The sequence below is a fragment of the Clostridium sp. 001 genome (assembly GCF_019056555.1).
Lineage (GTDB): Bacteria > Bacillota > Clostridia > Clostridiales > Clostridiaceae > Clostridium_B > Clostridium_B ragsdalei.
The window spans coordinates 3,991,095-4,008,100 of the sequence record NZ_CP020473.1; the positions used below are offsets into that span (position 1 = coordinate 3,991,095).

Genomic DNA, 17,006 nt, shown 5'->3' on the forward strand with positions numbered 1-17,006 from the left:
GAATATAGATTCATAGGCTTTTACTATGGGATATATCTTAGACATAGTATATTTTGTAAAAGCGAATTTAAATCTTCCATAATAATTATATAAATTTAAGGAGGAAATGTTTATGCATGAATTAACACAATTAATTAAAGATGACATGAAGCCTGCATTGGGGGTGACAGAACCAGGTGCAATTGCCTTTGCAGTAGCAAAAGCAAAAAGCTATACAAAAGGAAATGTGATAAAAATAAATGTGGCAATGAACAGCGGCATGTATAAGAATGCCTTTACCTGTGGTATACCAAACAGCAGCGAAGTTGGCAATGTCTTTGCTGCAGCGTTGGGTTACGTGGCAGGAGATGCAAAAAAAGGCCTCGAAGCATTGAAAAATGTAACAGAGAAGGACAATATAGAAGCCCATAAACTCGTAAAATCTGGTGCTGTAACAATTGAACTTAAGGGAATTACAAGTAAAATATTTATAGAAGCTGCAGTTATTACTGAAAGTGATACAGCTGTTGTTACCATAGAGGATTCTCATACAAATATCACAAAGATTATTGTAAATGGAAAAGTAGAAATGGAACAAAAAGGTGAAAAAGAGGATGACGGTGATGAGCTGTCAAAAGAAGTATTTGATATACATAAATATACTCTTCAGCAATTATACGATTATATTACAACTGTTGATATTAAAGAAATAAGTTTTATAAAAGAAGCTTATAAAGTTAATCTTAAATTATATGGTGAAGGGTTAAAGAACCCTAGAACAACATTTGCCAGACATCTTCTGAAAAACAATGGAGGAAAGGAAATCTCTAAAAATGAACAGTCTACTGCATCTTTACTTTGCAATGCGGCAATTGAAGCCCGTGTAATTGGTTTGGATAAGCCGGCAATGAGTATTACAGGTTCTGGTGCCCATGGAATTATAGCTACAATGCCTTTGTATGCAGCTTATAAAGTAAATGGTTATACAAAAGAACAACTCCTTCGTGCTACTGCACTCAGCTATTTAGTTTGCATGTATATTAAAGAGTATTCTGGAAAGCTTTCGGCCTTTTGTGGATGCGCAATAGCAGCAGGTTCTGGAATGGCATGTGCATTGGTATATTTGCGAGGTGGAACTGTAGATATGATGGCCCATGTGCTTAACAATATGGCTAGTAGTATTACTGGTATGATATGCGATGGGGGAAATCAGGGATGTACTATGAAAGGAATTGTTGCTGTAGATGCTGCCTATAAAGCTGTAGATTTTGCAATGAACGGTATATATATTGATGATGTACACGGCATTAATGGTAAAACTCCTGAAGAAACCATGAAGAATATGGGTTGCATTGCATCTCCAGGAATGATTGGTACCGAAAAAACTATTGTGGAGATTTTTGAAAACAAAAGAAAGATTAATTCAAGTTACATAAATGACGTGATATAATAAGGTAAGATGTTGAACAGGCTATCACTGAAGGTCTATCCGATGACTACCTGCTCTAATACTCCCACTTTTCCAAGTTTACGTTGCGAGCAGCTACGTCCCTGGATAACGATTTCTCCTAAAGGATAACGCCTTCTAAGTTCTGAAGCATTAAGAAGCCTGTTAATAAGCATCAGGTGGAGTCAAAACTCCATCTGATGCCAAGAACTCTGTTTATATAAGAATGGGAAAACTGTAAGAAATAATAGATTGACTAAGCATACAACTCAAATATATAATATTATATATTTGAGTTGTATGTGAATTATTATAATTGTATGTTGAAGAAGATGAAATAGCTTAAAAAAGTAATAGATAAGTTTAAAATATGAATTATTGTATTTAATAGGAGAAATTATGATAAAAAAGATAATTAATAAAATTAGAAAAAATTTTTTTGCTCAGGTTATTTCAAAAAATCCAAAATTACAAATTATATTTAATAGTGTTATAATGTTAGCTTTGACAATATTTCTAATATTTACATTTATTTCTTATAAAACACTTAAAGATAGTTACAACAATGAAACTAATATGTACCAAAATGGATATTTAACTTCTGCTTATGCAAATAAAATCAATGAAGATATTTGGAGTATACGATTATACGCATTGTATTCAGTTAATGATTATATGGATATGAAAGATAAGGTAGATGAATATGAAAAAGATATTGAAGAAAATATTAATAAATATACCACACTTCACGATTTAACCAATGAAGAAAAAGATTTAGTTGTTCAATTTAAAGAATCAAATAAAAAATATTCAAATAGATTAAATGAATTGCTTGGGAAGCTAAAAGAATCTAAAGCTATTACCAATGATGAAAAGAAAGAAATAATGAATTTAGGAGATAGAAGAATTGAACTAAGCAAAGAAATATTAAATTATTCAGACCAATATATAAAAAGTTTAAGTGATAAAAATGAAATTATAAAGGAAATCACCTTACGGGCAATAATTGCTATTAATTTTGCAATGATACTTTTGTTTAGTTTAATGATGTTTGTGGTTACTAAAATAAGTAAGAAGATGGATTACTATGCATTTCATAATTGTGTTACTGACCTTCCCAATAAGAATTATGTATTAAACACATTAGTTAAAGAAATTCCTAAAATAAATACCTATTCCATATTAATAAGTTTGGATATGGATAATTTTAAAGCTGTAAATGATACGCTGGGTCATATTTCAGGTGATGAATTTTTAAAACAGGCAGGGAGAAGATTTAAGAAGGTAATGCATATTCAAGACTACATTTGTCAAAATGGAGGCGATGAGTTTCTATTTTTAATAAAGTCTGTTAAGAATAAAGATGAAGCAGAGGTAATGCTTAGAGAAATTTTAAATGTATTTAAAAAGCCTTTTAATATTTATGGAAAAAATGTTGATTATGTGACTGCAAGCCTGGGTGTGGCAGTTATTCCTAAAGACGGAAATAATTTTGAAACTTTGTACAAGCGTGCAGATGATGCTATGTATGAATCTAAAAGAATAGGCAAACATGTATATAGCTTTTATAATGACGCTATAAATGTTGGTATATATGAAGACACAATAAAGAAAAAGGCAATAGAAGATGGGATTAAAAATGGTGAGTTTAAAGTTTTTTATCAACCTAAAATTTCAAAACATGGTGAGGTATTAGGTGCGGAAGCGCTTGTAAGATGGATTAAAGAGGATAATAAGATTATACCTCCTTCAGAATTTATTGATTTTGCAGAAAGAGAAGGTCTTATAAAATATATAGGAGAATCAGTTATTATTGAGGTATGTAAAAATGTATCAAATTGGATTGATAAAGGTTATAAAAATTTTAAAATAGCTGTAAATTTATCTACAGAACAGCTCATTGACAGTAAACTATGTGACAACTTACTGGAAATAATAAAAATATTTAAAGTGCCTTTTGAGTATATAGAATTTGAAGTTACAGAAACAACAATAGCCAAGAATTTTGATGAAGCTGTAAATAATATAAATAAAATAAGAGCTAATGGAATCAAAATAAGCCTTGATGATTTTGGAACTGGATACTCATCATTAAATTATTTAAAAAATATGCCCATAGATATTATTAAAATTGATAAATCTTTTGTTGATGATATAACATCAAATGAAGCAAGTGTAGTAATGGTTAATACAATTATCTCATTATCTCATTATTTTGGATATGAAGTTGTAGCAGAAGGAGTAGAAGAAATAGAACAAATAAAATCTTTAAAAAGCTTAGGATGCGATATATTCCAAGGATATTATTATGGAAAACCAATGGAAGATATAAATTTTGAAAATGGATTCTTAAAACCTCATCGGATAAAGTAGATATTCTAAAAACTGGATAAAAGGATATGAAATATAAATTGACTAACATTTTTGTAATAAAAAACCTATGCTTTAACAACAGTTTTAGCATAGGTTTTACAATTATTTCAATAAGAATAATTTAGAAACATGTTTAAAAATATTATTATGTGCTAGAATGTTTAACAGGGATAAATTATTTTATTTCAGATGCCTAAACAGGAGTGGATAAATTTGTTTGAACTAAATGAAGGTATAATAAGGGACAGTTTAAATTTTGAAACGTACGAAAAAGGTATTACATGTTATGAAAATGGTCAAGTAGAAAACTTGAGTGTAAGTACTGAAGGAGAATTAGGGTGGAAAAAAACTACTATTGAAGGAAAAGTGAAGTCTTCTTCACAAATGCCTATAAAATATAATGTAAAAATAATATATCCAAATACCAATGAAAACATAAGTTGTCATTGTGACTGCAAGGCATATTATAATTATAATGCTCCATGTAAGCATATAGCTGCGGTGCTTATAAAATATGCTCGAGAAAAGAATAAATCAGGGATAAAGAAAAATAGTAAATTAATTCAACAATTAAAGAAAAGTCTAATATCCCCTAAGACAAAGATGGAACCTAAGACTTTAAACCTGCAGTGTAAACTTCAATTTAATATTAGCCGCAGAGAAAGTGAAGCTTTTTTAGAATTAAAGGTGGGAGAAGAAAAGCTTTATGTAGTAAAGAATATGAAAAGCTTTTTAGAGGCAGTTATAGAACATAATGAGCTGGAGTTTGGTAAAAGTTTTACATATAACTCATATTTACACAGGTTTAAGGATGAAGACAAATTTATTTTGAGTATGCTTAAAGATCTATATGAAATAGACAGAGTTACGGAGAATATGGTAATGTATGGTTATCATTATAGCAAAACACCGAAATTTTTAAGCGGAAAAAAGGCAAGGCTTACGGAAAGTAACTTAAAAAAGTTTCTTGATAATATAGGAGAAACAGCTATAGATTTAGTAATAAATGATGATAACTACAGTGAGGTTAAAGTAGTAAAAGAAAATTTCCCTTTAGAATTTAAATTAGACAGCAGAGAGAATAATATAATTTTATCTCAAATCTCAAAGTTGCCTAAAGCTTTAGTTAAAAGTGGAAATTATTTTTATTATAATAACAAAATATATATGCCGACAAGTGAACAGGTAAGGGTGTATAAAGCACTTTACAATACTTTTATTGAACAAAAAAACTCTGAAATTACTTTTCAGCAAAATGAAAGTGAAGAAATAGCTTCTTATATAATTCCAGCCTTAAAAAAGATAGGTACAAAGGTAACAGTGAATAACAGTATTAAAGACAAATTTTATGAAGAACCTTTAAAGCCCTGTCTTTATTTTGATAAGGATAAAGATGCTGTAGTTTGTGATGTAATATTTAAATATGGAGATATAGATATAAATCCTTTAAAGGATGATGAGGCAAGGAAAGATGATGAGAAGGTATTGGTTAGAGACATTGAGGAAGAAGCAGCTATAGTAGATACCTTGACTGCCTTTCAATTTGAAAAGGGAAAATCTAATTTTATTTTAGAGGATGAGGATAAAATTTTAGATTTTGTTGGAGAAGGCCTGGAAAAACTTCAGGAATCTGCAGAAATTTACTATTCGGACGCCTTTAAAGATATAAGAATTTATACCTCTAAAAGCTATAAATCCAACATAAGATTAAATGATGAGGATCTTTTAGAATTTACCTTTAATATTGATGGTGTAAATAGAGAAGAGTTAAAGCACATATTTGATGCATTAAAACAAAAGAAGAAATATTACAGACTTAAAAATGGAGGCTTTATTCCTCTGCAGGCTGGAGAACTTCAAAATATGTCGGATATGATAGATTATTTAAACATCAAGACTTCAGATCTTGAAAAGGATCAAATAGTTCTTTCTAAATATAATTCTGTTTACATAGATACAAGTCTTAAGGAAAATAATATAACTTTTGTACAAAGAAATAAGAAGTTTAGAGAACTTATAAATAATATAAAGGATATTGGTGACATTGATTATACAATTCCAAAAAAACTGGATAATATTATGAGAGGTTATCAAAAATTTGGATTTAAGTGGTTTAAAACTCTTTCAAGCTGTGGTTTTGGAGGTATTTTAGCAGATGAAATGGGTCTTGGAAAAACTCTTGAGGCTATAGCTTTTATAAAATCAGAGGTAGATGAAAATGAGGAAAGACAGCCTTCTTTGGTGGTGTGTCCTACATCCTTAGTGTACAATTGGGAAAGTGAAATAAATAAATTTCAATCGGATTTAAAATGCTTAGTTGTATCAGGCAGCAGGGATGTAAGAGAAAGTCAGTTAAAAGAGATGAATGAGGCGGACATAGTTATAACTTCCTATGCACTTATTAAAAGAGACATAGAAGAATATAAAGCTATAAAATTTAGACATTGCTTTTTAGATGAAGCTCAAAATATAAAAAATCCTAATTCTTTAAATGCTCAAAGTGTAAAATCCATTAAAGCTGGCAGCTATTTTGCATTAACAGGAACCCCTATTGAAAATTCTATTACAGAATTGTGGTCAATTTTTGATTTTATCATGCCGGGATACCTGTTAAGCCACGGGAAGTTTAGTCAAAAATATGAAGTGCCTATTATAAAAAATGGTGATAAAAAAGCTTTAGAGGAGTTGAATAAACATATTAGACCTTTTATTCTTAGGAGGCTTAAGAAGGATGTCATAAAAGAACTTCCACCTAAAATTGAACATAATATGGTGATAGATATGACAGAGGATCAAAAGAAAGTATACGCAGCTTACCTTGGGCAAGCTAAAGAGGAATTGAATGATGAAATAAGAGATAAAGGCATTAATAAAAGCAAAATAAAGATACTTTCTATAATAACAAGACTTAGACAAATATGTTGTGATCCTTCTACTTTTATAGAAAATTATGAAAGTGATAATGGAAAAATGGAAGCTCTTATGGATATAGTACAGAATAGTGTAAATGATGGGCATAAAATATTGCTATTTTCTCAATTTACCTCTGTACTTAAAAATATTGGAGATATGTTCAAAAATGAAAATATAAAGTATATGTACCTTGATGGAAGCGTAAAAGCAGAAAAAAGAGGAGAAATGGTTAGGGAGTTTAATGAAGGTCAAATCCCTATATTTTTAATATCTCTTAAAGCTGGTGGAACAGGGCTAAACCTAACTTCTGCAGATATAGTTATTCATTATGACCCCTGGTGGAATCCAGCAGTAGAAAATCAGGCTTCGGACAGGGCTCATAGAATTGGACAGAAGAAAACGGTAGAGGTTATTAGACTTATTGCTAAAGGAACTATAGAAGAGAAAATACACAAAATACAGGATAAGAAGAAAGAAATAATAAAGGATGTTATAGAAGAAAATACTGGAGAGGAAATTTTGCTTTCCAATATGGAAGAAAAGGATATCGAGGAACTTTTCAGTTGAATGTTGACATTAATTTCTACAAGTGTGTTAAAGTTATATTAAAAGAAGTGTCTTATGAAGATAATTCCACAAGGCACCATATGAAAATAAACTACTTCAATTTAAAATTTAATTCCACCATATTTTGATAAAATATTCTCGATTCTTTTATTTTTACAAAGAGCCATGGGAGTTAGTCCTGAAGCATTTTTCAAGTTTATATCAAAACCGAAGTTTAAGAGTGCTTTTAAAAATTCTTCAAAATGTTCTTCAAAACAATTGATATAGTCGTCATGGAGGAGAGTATTTTCATATTTATCACGGGCATTTATATCCGCACCGTATTTTACAAGTAGATTCAAAAGTTCTACGGAATAATTAAAGCTGCAGTAAAATATAGGAGTTTTACCAAGGCTATTGATTGCATTAACTTCAGCTCCTCTTTTTAGTATCATGGTTATCAAGTCAATATGGGGGGCTGCTCTTGCACAAAGTTTGTGCAGGGGAGTTTCCATGAGTTTACTTTGGCGGCTGTTGATATCTGCACCGCTGTTTATTAAAAGCTGAATTGTCTCAAAATAGTTGTTTCCGCAATTGTCGATAGCATAATGAAGTATACTCTGAATTTCAAAGTCGGAATCCAAATCATTGTCTTCCTTTAAGTAATCTTTTATTTCATTTATATTTCCTTCCTCAATGGATTTATAAATTGACTTGTATTTTGAAGAAAATACATTGCTAAGTATGCCCAAACTGCTGCACCTCCTTAGAATTAGATGTATTATAATAATATTATAGCATATAAACAGAGTTCTTGGCATCAGGTTGAGTTTTGACTCCACCTGATGCTTAGAAATCGTTATCCAGGTGCGTAGCAGTGCTTATACCCCACTTTGATAGAAAAGCAGATGTCGCAAATCTTTGATTTGGTGATAGTCGCTTTCGCTGTGTGCGATGGGGGTATTAGCAATGGTAGCAATCGGATAAAAATAGTTCCTCCTGGAATTAGTATTTATTTTAATACAGTAATTCAGGAGGACTTCAATATTTAAAGATAAAGTTATAGTTTTTGTCTTTTTATATAATGGGTGTGAAGGAGATCATGAGCTTTTTTACCACCTACATCTCCAATAAATTCTTTATATAGAGCTTGAACTTCAGGATTTTCGTGAGATTTTCTAAGAGGTTTATTTCTATCTTCCGTGTATAAAGCTTCCATTCGCTTTTTTACAATATCCATGTTGCCAAAGTGATACGGCTGACCTCCACCGTCAATACATCCTCCGGGACATGCCATTATTTCTATAGCATGATATTTTGATTCACCAGATTCTATTTCCTCAAGAAGCTTTCTTGCGTTGCCAAGACCATGTGCTACGCCAATGTTTATTTCTTTACCACCAATATTTATACTGGCTTCTTTAAGTCCATCAAGTCCTCTTACACCATGAAATTCTACTTCTTTTAAAGTCTCTCCAGTAATCCATTCATAAGCAGTTCTAAGAGCTGCTTCAATTACACCACCGGTAGTTCCAAATATTACAGAGGCACCTGTGGATTCTCCAAACGGTTTATCAAAGTCTTCATCTGGGAGTTTATTAAAATCTATTCCTGCTTCCATTATCATATCTGTAAGCTCTCTTGTGGTAACTACAAGATCAACATTTTTATGACCTTCATATTGAAGCTCTTTTCTGCTTACTTCATATTTTTTTGCAATACATGGCATAATTGAAACTACTACAATTTTGGATGGGTCAATATTTAGTTTTTCAGCCATATATGTTTTGGCTAAAGTCCCAAACATTATGTGTGGAGACTTACAAGTTGAAGGAACATCTAAAAGATCAGGAAATTGATGCTCTATAAATTTAACCCAGCTGGGACAGCAGCTTGTGAGTATTGGAAGTCTTCCACCATTTTGAAGTCTATCTATAAATTCATGAGCTTCTTCTAAAATAGTTACATCTGCCGCAAAATCGGTATCACATACCTTATCAAATCCCAATCTTCTAAGGGCACATACCATTTTACCAGTTACAATAGTTCCAGGTTCCATACCGAATTTTTCACCTAAAGTAACTCTTATAGCAGGGGCAGTTTGAACTACTACATATTTATCAGGATCAGTTAGTACTTCCCATACTTTGGCTACATTACTAACTTGAGTTAATGCAGCAGTTGGACATACGGATACACATTGGCCGCAAAATGTACATTGCGTATCAACCATAGGACGACCAAATGCAGGGGATACTACAGTTTCGAAACCTCTATCTACTGCAGAGTAAACCTGACAGGTTTGCACTTCATTACACATGGTTTCACATCGTCTGCACATTATACATTTATCCAGGTTTCTATATATAGCTCCACTTGAGGAATCTTTTTTATAATTAGACATAGCACCTTTATATCTTATTTTTCTTATACCTAATTCAGCAGCAATTAATTGAAGTTGACATTGAGTATTCTTTTCACATACAAGGCAGTCGGTAGGATGATCTGATAATAAAAGTTCTACCATAGTACGCCTTGCTTTTATAGCTCTGGGACTGTTGGTTTTAACGACCATTCCTTCGAAAGCTTCTGTAGAACATGAAGGTGCAAGATTTCGTCTACCTTCAATTTCAACAAGACAGACTCTGCAGGAGGAAGTTCTATTTACCATTTTTATATCGTGAAGATCAAGATAGCAGAGAGTAGGTATATTTATGTTTACTTTTTTTGCAGCGTTTAAAATTGTAGTGCCTTCTGGTACAGAAACTTTTATATCGTTTATAGTTAAATTTACCATTTTTACAAACTCCTTTCTTTAAATTATTATTCTTTCGTAATAGCAGAAAATTTACAAATGCTACTACATGCACCACAATTTATACATTTTGACTTATCTATTACATGTGACTTTTTTATTTCTCCAGAAATAGCTCCTTTAGGGCATACCTTTGTACAAGCTGTGCAGCCAATACATTTTTCAGAATTTATATTGTATTTTAAAAGTGAAGTGCAAACTCCAGCAGGACAGCGTTTATCTTTTACATGGGCTACATATTCATCCCAGAAAAATTTCATTGTACTTATAATTGGATTAGGTGATGTTTGACCAAGACCACATAGAGCTGAATCCTTTATTACATAGGATAAATCTTTTAAACTTTCAAGATCTTCCATAGTTCCTTTGCCTTTAGTGATGTTTTCTAAAATTTCTAAAAGTCTCTTATTTCCAATTCTGCAGGCAGTGCACTTTCCACAGGATTCATCTACACTAAATTGAAGATAAAATTTAGCTATATTTACCATGCAATTATCTTCATCCATAACTATCATTCCACCAGAACCCATCATGGAGCCTATTTCAGTAAGGCTTTCGTAGTCAATGGCAGTATCTAAATGATCTGCAGGAATGCACCCACCAGAAGGACCACCAGTTTGAACAGCCTTGAATTTTTTACCGCCGCGAATACCTCCGCCTAAATTATATATTATTTCCCGTAAGGTTACGCCCATAGGTACCTCGACAAGGCCAACATTATTGATCTTGCCTGCTAAGGCAAAAACTTTGGTTCCTTTACTCTTTTCAGTTCCTATAGAACTAAACCACTTGGAGCCTTTTAATATAATGGGGGGGATGTTTGCCAGAGTTTCTACGTTATTTATATTAGTTGGCTTTTTCCAGAGACCTATTTGGGAAGGAAAAGGAGGTTTTACTGTAGGCTCGCCGCGTCCGCCTTCTATGGAATTTATGAGTGCAGTTTCCTCACCGCATATGAAAGCTCCGGCACCATATTTTAAATCTATATGGAAGGAAAAATTAGTACCTAAAATATTATCACCCAATAAACCTAAATTATAAGCTTGCTTTAAAGCAATTTTTAATCTGTTTATTGCAAGAGGATATTCAGCTCTGATATAAATATAACCTTTATTTGCACCTATGCAGTAACCTGCAATAGCCATAGCTTCAAGTACAGAATTTGGATCTCCCTCAAGTATGCTTCTATCCATAAAGGCACCGGGATCTCCTTCATCAGCATTACAGATCATAAACTTTGTATCAGATTTAGATTTTCTTGTCATTTCCCATTTTACACCCGTAGGAAAGCCACCGCCCCCTCTGCCTCTTAGGCCGCTTTTTTTAATTTCATCAATTGTACTGTCAGGTGTCATTTGTGTTAAAACTCTGCCTAAAGCTTCGTACCCGTTCATTGCTATGTATTCTGTAATATCTTCAGGGTTTAAAAGGCCGCAGTTTCTAAGAGCAATTCTTTTTTGATTTTTATAAAATGGAATATCCGTTTGATTTGATATTTTTTCTTTAGTAATAGGATCTCTATATAAAGCTTCCTCAACTACTGTATTTTTGGCCATATGTTCATACACAATTAGCTTTGCTCTCTCGGTATTAACTTCAACATAAAAAACATTATCTGGTACAACTTTGACGATAGGTCCCTTCTCACAAAACCCAAAGCATCCTGTAGAAATGACATCAACTGTATTTTCTAGACCTGCATTTTTAATTTCAGTTTTAAGTATATTGACTATATCTAAGCTTCTTGAAGCACGACATCCTGTTCCACCGCATACAAGTAAGCTTTTTTTTATATTTTTATTTGCATTATCATAAGTGCGGTTTGCTATCTTAGCTTTATACTCTTCTCTTAAAGCTTTTAAATCTTCAAAGGATTTTATCTTATCCATATATTTTCCTCCACATAAATTTCTAATATTTATTTTAAGGTATATTGACTTAATATTCCTTTAACATCTTCGACCTTTACTTTTCCATGGACTGTTCCGTCAACTACAACTACTGGTGCAAGGCCGCAAGCTCCAACACATCTTAAAATATCTATAGTGAACAATCCATCTTCTGTGGTAAATCCATCTTTTACTTTAAGTTGGTTTCTAAATTCTTCTAAAATGTTTTCTGCACCTTTAACAAAACAAGCTGTACCCATACATATGCTTATCACATGTTTACCTTTGGGCTTCATTGTAAAGTATGAATAGAAAGTAACTACACCAAATACTTTTGCTGCACTAATGTCAAGTTTATTTGCAATAAATGTTTGTAATTCTTCAGGAAGGTATCCAAATATATCCTGAGCTCTGTGAAGTACACTTATAAGTGAACCTTCTTTTCCTTCCAAACTATCTATATAGGAAGACAGTTCTTTTAGTTTTTCGTTATCTAATTTGCATACATCCATAATATTTCCTGCTGTGCCGCAGTTTTTTCACCATCTTTCATTTTATATTCTTAAGATAGTATTGGTAGTATGGGAGTTTTTTATTATATAGTCATCGGATAAAATAATAGACAATATATTGACAAATATAAAAAATATCATTAAACTATAATTAGACAATATATTGACTAATGGAGGAAAATTTTTATGGATACATATAGAGAAATATTTTTAATGGAACAAACCTATGCCACCTTATTTTCACTGGCCAATAAACTTCAGGTAAGAGGAGATGAATACCTGGGAAATTTGACTTCAAGGCAGTATATGACAATGGTTGCAATTGCTCATTTATCTGAAGGTAAAACTACACTTAATAATATTGCAAGAAAACTGGGTTCCACTAAGCAAAATGTAAAACAAATTGTTACTGTCATGCAGAAAAAGGGATATGTTGATATTGTACCTAATCCTGAAGATAGGCGTGCTGTCAATGTAATAATTACGGAGGCTGGGAAGCAGATATTATATCAAGTTTCAGAAAAAGGAATATTTTTCATGGCACAGCTTTTTAAGGATTTTTCAACTGAAGAGTTAGAAACTATTTGGGGAATGCTTAAAAAGCTGTATCGATTTGATGGTGAAGAACAAGATGGTTTTGAAGAAGATAGTAATTTAAAAGTAGATGAAAGTCAGAAAGATGACGCAGCAAGAATATTAAAGGAGTTTGAAAATATAAGAAAAAATCAAAGAAAGGATAGGAAAAATTATGAGAAATAAAAACAACAGGTTAATATGTACTTCTGAATATGTAAGGATTAATGGAATAGATCAGTTCCTGTATCATCTAGGAACAAGCTTTGATAATCCTGTAATGCTATTTTTACATGGAGGGCCAGGTTCGGCAGAATCCTTATTTACAGGATTATTTCAAGATAGATGGGAAGAAATATATACTGTAGTTCACTGGGACCAGAGGGGTGCTGGGAAGACTCTCACGAAGAATCCAGATAAACTTCCTACAATAGATTTGATGCTTCAGGACTTATTTGAAGTTATTCAGTATCTTAAGAAAAAGTATAACAAGAAAAAGATTGTTATATTTGGACATTCATGGGGAAGTGTTTTGGGGTCGGTATTTATCAGAAAGCATCCGGAAGACGTAGAGTATTATATTGGTGCTGGACAGGTTATTGGTATGGTGGAAAATGAGCAGGTAGGCTATAACAAAGTTAAAGAAATGATTGAAGAAGTAGATGATAAAAAATCATTAAAAAAGCTTGAAAGTATAGGTGAATATCCTGGCAGCAAAACTGTTTTTGATAAAGAGTTTTTAAGAAAATGTAATGTAGTTCGTAAACTTCAGGGAAAATACAAATTAGGTATGGAGATAGGCATTGATATATGGATAGCTGCACTTAAAAGTCCCATTTTTAAGTTCTCCGATATTATAGCATTTATGAAGATTTTTAAAGCAAATTCAAAGGTTTACAGTTTTCTTGAGGACTTTAATCTACGCAGAGAATCCAAAGAATATAAGGTGCCGGTATATTATATTTTGGGGGGAAGGGATTGGCAAGCTCCCCATGTTATAGCTGAAGATTATTTTGAAGATATAAAGGCGCCAAATAAAGATATATTCATAATTCCTGATGCGGGACATTTCTTGATGATGGATCAGCCTGACCTGGTTTTTGATGCATTATCAAAAATAAATAAAAAAGAAAAAAGTGTGCAGTATTCCAATAATTAAAATAAGTATTGACTCTCCAGTTACTGGATGCATTATTCTTTCAAGTAGAAGTTTGAAAGAGGTGTAATATGAGTACTAAGCTTAGAGAACTTATAATAAATGAAAGTATTAATGAAGAATCTGAAGATAATATGATTGTTATAAAAGGTGCAAAGCATCATAATCTTAAAAACGTTTCTTTGAAACTACCCAAGAATAAACTCATTGTATTTACTGGAGTCAGTGGAAGCGGTAAATCTACTTTAGTATTCGATATAATACATGCTGAAGCACAACGAAGATTTATTAAAGGTTTATCCACCTTTGCAAAAAGAAGTGTGGGAAAAATTGAAAGGCCAAAGGTTGAATATATTTCAGGCTTAACCCCATCTCTTGCCATAGAGCAAAAAAGTGTAAGCAGCAATCCACGCTCTACCGTTGGAACCTTGACGGAAATTTCTGATTACCTGCGTCTTTTATATTCCAGAATAGGGATTAGAACCTGTGAAAACTGTAAAACAGAAATAAAAACACTGCTTTATAAAAATAGCAAAAGTGAATGCCCTAACTGTCATACCTTTATTAAACCTCTCATGTCAGCACATTTCAGTTCTAATACTCCTCAGGGAATGTGTCCTCGTTGTAAGGGGCTTGGTGTTACGCAGGAAGTTGATTTAAAGCTTTTAATTGGTGATGAAAGTTTAAGCATTTTAGATGGTGCTATTAATTGGTTTGGAAATCTTAGAGAAAATAGTAAAACTACATGGCCAACAGGGCCTTTAGATATTGTATTTGATCATTATAATTTAGATATTGAAACACCCTGGAGAGATTTACCTAAGAGTTTTCAAGATATAATACTGTATGGTTCAGGAGAAGAAAAGCTAAAGTATCCATCTATAATGGGAGGTAAAACTACACTTAAACCGGTTAAAGGAATTGTTACGGAGTTAACTAGACTTTATTATGAAACAGATTCCGAGGTAACAAGAAAAAAGTATGCACAATTTATGAGCTTCAATACTTGCAGTGTCTGTAAGGGTACAAAGCTATCAAAAGAAGCAAATAGCGTCAGGATAAGAAAAAGAACAATATCGGAGGTTTCAGATATGTCTGTGAGAGAAGCTTTAAGCTTTATCAAAGATGTATATGAACATGCTCCGAATTCTATATTCAAGATGTCAAAGGAAATAATTTTGGAGATATATAAAAGATTATCTTTTTTAAATGATGTTGGTCTTCATTATTTATCTTTAAACAGGAGTGCACCTACCTTATCTGGAGGTGAAGGCCAGAGGGTGAGGCTGGCTGCCCAGCTTAGCAGTGAGATTACAGGTATAACTTATGTTTTAGATGAGCCATCAACAGGACTGCATCCACGGGATTTAGAAAATTTAGTAAGCACACTTTTAAAGTTAAGAGATAAGGGAAATACAGTAATTGTTGTAGAACATGATGAAGAAATAATTAAGCATGCAGATTATATTGTAGATATAGGACCTTATGCAGGGGTTTTAGGTGGAGAAATAATAGCACAGGGAAGTTTAGATGCTATTAAAAATAATAGCAATTCACTAACAGGAAAATATTTGAGTAAAACTTTAAAAGTCAATGATACTATGTATAACAATTTAGAAAGTAATAGATTCCTTACAATAAAAGGTGCAAACTTAAATAATTTAAGAAGCGTTACAGCAAACTTCAGGTTAAATACATTAAATGTTGTAACAGGAGTCAGTGGCAGTGGAAAAAGCAGCTTAATAAGCAGAACTTTAAAACCTGTCTTAGAAAATTTATTAAATAAAGCGGATAATAAAGTAGAACATTACAGCGAAATTTTAGGATATGAAGACTTAGATAAGGTCATAAATGTTTCACAGGAGCCTATAGGAAGAACTCCAAGATCTAATCCAGCTACCTATATAGGAGTGTTTGATAAAATACGAAAAGTTTTTGCAAATACAAAATATGCTAAGGAGCACCATATGGGCTTTGATTATTTCAGCTTTAACTCAGTAAAAGGAAGATGCCCTTGTTGTGAAGGACAAGGTCAGATAAAAATAGAAATGCATTTTTTACCAGATGTATGGATAGAGTGTGATGAATGTGGAGGCAGGAGATTTAAAGAAGAAGTGCTTAAAAATGAGATCAATGGAAAGAACATTGCTGATGTGCTGGACATGGATGCAAATGAGGCATCAGAATTCTTTAAAGATTACAAAGATATACATTTAGTTCTTGAAGTTTTAAAAGAAGTAGGACTTGGATATATCAAGCTTGGTCAAAGTGCCACAACCTTAAGTGGAGGAGAGGCTCAAAGAGTAAAACTTGCAAAGGAACTCAGCAGAAAAGCTAAAGGAAAGACTGTATATATCTTTGACGAGCCTACAAATGGACTGCATTTTCATGATGTATCCCAGCTGCTTGTTATTTTTGATAAACTTCTTAGAGCAGGACATACTCTTATAGTTATAGAACATAATTTGAATGTTATAAAAGCAGCAGGATGGATAGTAGATATGGGGCCAGAAGGCGGAAAAGATGGGGGTAAAGTTATTGTAGAAGGCACTTTGAAAGATGTTATTGACTCAAAGGAAAGCTTTACTGGAAGAGCTATTAAGCAAACGAAAAGTATGAAAAATTTAATAAGATGTTAAATAGACATCAGATAAAGATATGACATAACGCCAACTTATTGTAATCAGTGAGTTGGCGTCTTTAATTTGCTGGAAATATTGTTAAATATTAAAATGCAAAATAATTTCTTGAATCAGGTGTATTAAATGTTGTATTATTAAATAAATGTAACAATTAAGTTAAT

10 protein-coding genes are annotated in these 17,006 nt (G+C 32.3%); 6 read left to right on the top strand and 4 right to left on the bottom strand.

Annotated elements, in window-relative coordinates:
* Positions 1 to 112 precede the first annotated feature (112 nt).
* From B5S50_RS18740 to B5S50_RS18750, 3 genes are all read left to right on the top strand, one after another.
* Entirely contained in the window at positions 113 to 1,429 is a 1,317-nt protein-coding gene (locus B5S50_RS18740; RefSeq protein ID WP_217302531.1) for a serine dehydratase subunit alpha family protein, read from the top strand.
* Positions 1,430 to 1,825: 396 nt separating this feature from the next.
* Entirely contained in the window at positions 1,826 to 3,799 is a 1,974-nt protein-coding gene (locus tag B5S50_RS18745) for an EAL domain-containing protein (RefSeq protein ID WP_217302532.1), read from the top strand.
* Positions 3,800 to 4,006: 207 nt separating this feature from the next.
* Positions 4,007 to 7,279: an SNF2 helicase associated domain-containing protein gene (locus tag B5S50_RS18750; protein WP_217303825.1), complete on the top strand. Its 3,273-nt coding sequence runs from the start codon at positions 4,007 to 4,009 to the stop codon at positions 7,277 to 7,279.
* A gap of 101 nt (positions 7,280 to 7,380) precedes the next feature.
* On the opposite strand, the gene B5S50_RS18755 is transcribed toward B5S50_RS18750, so the two are convergent.
* From B5S50_RS18755 to B5S50_RS18770, 4 genes are all read right to left on the bottom strand, one after another.
* Complete coding sequence (locus B5S50_RS18755) at positions 7,381 to 8,010, bottom strand: ankyrin repeat domain-containing protein (RefSeq protein WP_254306621.1); 630 nt, start codon at positions 8,008 to 8,010, stop codon at positions 7,381 to 7,383.
* 308 nt (positions 8,011 to 8,318) lie between these two features.
* Positions 8,319 to 10,055 (bottom strand): NADH-dependent [FeFe] hydrogenase, group A6, encoded by a 1,737-nt coding sequence (locus B5S50_RS18760; protein WP_217302534.1) that lies wholly within the window; start codon positions 10,053 to 10,055, stop codon positions 8,319 to 8,321.
* Positions 10,056 to 10,081: 26 nt separating this feature from the next.
* The gene (locus B5S50_RS18765; RefSeq protein WP_217302535.1) at positions 10,082 to 11,962 is read right to left on the bottom strand and encodes an NADH-quinone oxidoreductase subunit NuoF; all 1,881 of its coding nucleotides are present in this window, start codon (positions 11,960 to 11,962) and stop codon (positions 10,082 to 10,084) included.
* A gap of 29 nt (positions 11,963 to 11,991) precedes the next feature.
* Entirely contained in the window at positions 11,992 to 12,474 is a 483-nt protein-coding gene (locus B5S50_RS18770) for an NAD(P)H-dependent oxidoreductase subunit E (RefSeq protein ID WP_217302536.1), read from the bottom strand.
* Positions 12,475 to 12,660: 186 nt separating this feature from the next.
* Here B5S50_RS18770 and B5S50_RS18775 point away from each other — a divergent pair, with 186 nt between their 5' ends.
* The 3 genes from B5S50_RS18775 to uvrA all read left to right on the top strand — a co-directional run bounded on the left by B5S50_RS18775 (position 12,661) and on the right by uvrA (position 16,842).
* Positions 12,661 to 13,233 (top strand): MarR family winged helix-turn-helix transcriptional regulator, encoded by a 573-nt coding sequence (locus B5S50_RS18775; protein ID WP_217302537.1) that lies wholly within the window; start codon positions 12,661 to 12,663, stop codon positions 13,231 to 13,233.
* Positions 13,223 to 14,206 (top strand): alpha/beta fold hydrolase, encoded by a 984-nt coding sequence (locus tag B5S50_RS18780; RefSeq protein ID WP_217302538.1) that lies wholly within the window; start codon positions 13,223 to 13,225, stop codon positions 14,204 to 14,206. The genes B5S50_RS18775 and B5S50_RS18780 overlap by 11 nt, the downstream gene beginning before the upstream one ends.
* Positions 14,207 to 14,274: 68 nt before the next feature.
* On the top strand, positions 14,275 to 16,842 hold the full coding sequence (gene uvrA, locus B5S50_RS18785; RefSeq protein WP_254306622.1) for an excinuclease ABC subunit UvrA: 2,568 nt from the start codon (positions 14,275 to 14,277) through the stop codon (positions 16,840 to 16,842).
* The last annotated feature ends 164 nt before the right edge of the window (positions 16,843 to 17,006 follow it).